Raw genomic sequence first — 3,366 nt, 5'->3', positions numbered from 1 at the left:
GCGGACCGCGGAGCAGGTCGCTGCGGGTCACGATCCCGACCAGCCGCCCGCGGTCGACGATCGGCATCACCCGCAGGTCGCCGTAGGTCCGCAGCCGGTGCGCGACGACACCGACGCTCGTCGTGGGGGACAGCGTGAGCACGTCCGTGGTCATGATCGACCCGACGCCGGCGTCCCAGGCCTGCTCGCGGGCGCGCAGGACGTCGACCAGGCTCACGACCCCCACCAGCCGGTCGATGTCTCGCACCACGGGCAACGCGCTGAAGCCGGCCTTGAGCATCCGCTGCTCGGCCAGCTCGACGGGGTCCCCCGCGGTCACGGTGAGCACCCGCCGGGTCATCACGTCACGCGCACGTACGGCCATCCGACCGAGCCTAGGGGATCAGAAGTCCGCCCCCGAGGTGGTCGGCGCGGGCTTGAGTCCCAGGTGCTCGCGCAGGGTGGTGCCCTCGTAGTCCGCGCGGAAGGCGCCCCGTTCCTGCAGCAGCGGGACGACGGTGTCGGCGAACTCGTCCAGCCCACCGGGCGTGACGTGGGGGACCAGCACGAACCCGTCGCTCGCCTCCGCCTGCACGAACTCGTCGAGCTGCTCGGCGATCCGGCCGGGGGTACCGATGAAGTTCTGCCGCCCGGTGACCTCGATGATCACCTCGCGGGTCGACAGCTGCTTCGCCTCGGCGAGCGCGCGCCACTCGTTCGCGGTCGCGACCGGGTCGGAGTACATCCGCACACTCGCCCGGCCGCGCGCGATCGTGTTCTCCCCGACGAGCGGGTCCACGGTCGGCAGCGGCCCGTCCGGGTCGTGGTCGGAGAGGTCGCGGTTCCACAGCTGCTCGAGGAACTTGATCGCCGTGGCCGGACTGACCTGTTGGAAGCGGATGTGCCGGGCCTTCTCCTGCGCCTCCGCGTCCGTGTCGCCGAGCACGAAGGTGGCCGCGGGCAGGATCTTGAGGTCCTCGGGGTCCCGGCCGTACCTCGCCAGCCGCCCCTTGACGTCGGCGAAGAAGGCCTGCCCCGCCTCCAGGGTGCCGTGCCGGGTGAAGATCGCGTCGGCGCCGGAGGCGGCGAACTCGCGGCCCTCGTCGGAGTCGCCCGCCTGCAGGACGACCGGGCGGCCCTGCGGGCTGCGCGGCACCGGGAACCGGCCGGAGATGTCGAACTGGTCGGTCCGGATCGCGAAGTCGCCGGTGGGTCGCCAGAACTCGCCGGTCTCCTTGTCCGCCACGATGTCCGGCGTCGCCTCGTCCCCCTGCCAGGAGTCGAAGAGGTCGAAGGTGGCGGCGAGGAACTCCTTCGCCCGCGAGTACCGCTTCTCCTGCGGCAGGAAGCCCGCGCGCCGGAAGTTCTCGCCGGTGAACGCGTCCCAGCTGGTCACGACGTTCCAGGCCGCGCGGCCCGCGGAGAGGTGGTCCAGCGTGGCGAACTGGCGGGCGACCTCGTAGGGCTCGTTGAAGGTGGAGTTGATCGTGCCCGCCAGCCCGAGCCGGTCGGTGACGGCGGCGAGCGCGGCGAGCACGGTGAACGTGTCCGGCCTGCCCATCACGTCCAGGTCGTAGATCAGCCCGTTCTGCTCGCGGAGCCGCAGCCCCTCGGCGAGGAACAGGAAGTCGAACTTCGCCCGCTCGGCCGTGCGCGCGAAGTGCTCGAACGAGGAGAAGTCGATGTGGCTGCCGGAGGCGGGATCGCTCCACACGGTGGTGTTGTTGACGCCGGGGAAGTGCGCGGCGAGGTGCATCTGCTTGCGCGGCATGGGGCTCCCTCTCAGGCGGCGGAGTAGCGGTCGACGGGGCGGGCCAGGCCGAGCAGCCCGCGCAGGGTGTCCGCCTCGTACGCGGTGCGGAAGGCGTCGCGGCGCTGCAGCTCCGGGACCAGCCCGCGGGTGATCTGCGGCAGGTCGTGGTCGACCGAGCCCGGCCGCAGCCGGATCCCGTCGAGGCCTGCGCCGTGCCACTCCTGCACCAGGTCGGCGAGCTCGGCGGGGGTCCCCACGAAGACCCGGGCGTCGCTGATCAGCTCGCGGCCCAGCCGGGAGTCCATGCGGCCCTTGCGCTCCCGGGCGGCCTCGGCCGAGTCGGCGAGGAACACCACGACGTCTCCGAACACCAGCGGCCCACCGGGGATCTCGGCGCGGATGCCCGCGATGTCCGAGGTCGAGGCCGGGGTGACGAACCCCAGGTCGCAGGCCTTGCCGACGAGCTCGTAGGCCACCTCGCGGTGGGCGAGCGCGGTGACGAGCGGCTGGCCCTGCGGCGGACGCGGGGTGATCGACGGCCCGCGCACCGAGAACTGCGGGCCCTCGAAGTCGATGTAGTGCAACCGCTCCCGGTCGACGAACCGGCCGGTCGCCGCGTCCCGGATCTCGGCGTCGTCCTCCCAGGAGTCCCAGAGCCGCCGGACCACCTCGACCCAGTCCGCCGCCTCGGCGAACAGCTCCTCCCGCGCGGCCGCGGAGATCGCGCCCGTCGCGTCGACCTCCGGCACCCGGCGCCGCCCGACGAGCGCGAACTCGTCCGGGCGGGAGGAGACACGCACCCGCACGCCCGCCCGGCCGCGGCCTGCGAAGTCCAGTGTGGCGATCGCCTTGGAGAAGTGGAACGGCTCGGTGTGGGTGGCGACCGCGGTCGGCACGAGCCCGATGTGGCTGGTCAGCGGGGCGACCCTGGCGGCGACGAGCGTGGCGTCGAGCCTGCCGCGGACCTGGTCGGTCCGGTCGTCCGGCTCGAAGGGCCGCGAGGACTGGATGGCGAAGGTGTCCTCGAAGGTCACCAGGTCCAGCAGCCCCCGCTCGGCCTCCTGGGCCAGCCCGGTCCAGTAGCCCGCGTCGAGCAGCTCGGTGGGCCGCGCCTCCGGCTCCCGCCAGGAGGCGGGGTGCCAGCCGGTCCCCTCCAGGGCCAGTGCGAGGTGCAGGGTCATGTCACAGCCTCCCGGATCACGTCCTCGACACTAACCGCGTACCGGGGCCGGATCGACGTCGTGCGGCCCGGGACTGTGGCGCGAACAACAATGCGGACGACGGTCGGCCGCGTCGAGGACCCTGCCCGGTCGGCGTCCGACCTGCTCCTCCCGCGGGTCTGGTCGCACCGGGTGTACGAGTGGCACACCGCGGTGCTCGACCGCGGTGCTCGACGTCCTGTCCCGCGGGCGGCTGACCGTCGCGCTCGGGGCAGGGGGGTGGGCAGCGCACCCGCTCCGTGGCCGCAGGGGCCTCGGGCAGGAGAGTGAGTCGGACATGGCGGGCTACCGCAAGGAGGAGTTCCTCGCGTTCGGGGTGAACGGGAAGCGCAGGCCGTCTCTCCTGGTCGAGAGCATCGAGACGCTGCGCGCGGCGTGGACGGGGGAGCCCTTCGAGTTCCGCGGCGCCACCGT

Annotated in this window: 3 protein-coding genes; all 3 read right to left on the bottom strand. The window is 73.0% G+C overall.

Features of this window, described 5'->3' with window-relative positions:
* Nucleotides 1-364, bottom strand: a 364-nt coding sequence (locus H5J29_RS26115; RefSeq protein WP_181783669.1) for a CBS domain-containing protein, incomplete at its 3' end; no start/stop codon positions are given.
* An 18-nt stretch (nt 365-382) separates the two neighbouring features.
* Nucleotides 383-1,750, bottom strand: coding sequence for an NtaA/DmoA family FMN-dependent monooxygenase (locus tag H5J29_RS26110; protein WP_181783668.1), 1,368 nt, complete (start codon nt 1,748-1,750; stop codon nt 383-385).
* Between the two features lie 11 nt (nt 1,751-1,761).
* Nucleotides 1,762-2,913 (bottom strand): LLM class flavin-dependent oxidoreductase, encoded by a 1,152-nt coding sequence (locus tag H5J29_RS26105; RefSeq protein ID WP_181783667.1) that lies wholly within the window; start codon nt 2,911-2,913, stop codon nt 1,762-1,764.
* Between the last annotated feature and the right edge of the window lie 453 nt (nt 2,914-3,366).

Source organism: Pseudonocardia pini (genome assembly GCF_013870575.1).
Taxonomy (GTDB): Bacteria; Actinomycetota; Actinomycetes; order Mycobacteriales; family Pseudonocardiaceae; genus Pseudonocardia; species Pseudonocardia pini.
The sequence above is the reverse complement of the archived record's forward strand: the minus strand, read 5'-3'. Positions and strand labels throughout refer to the sequence as shown.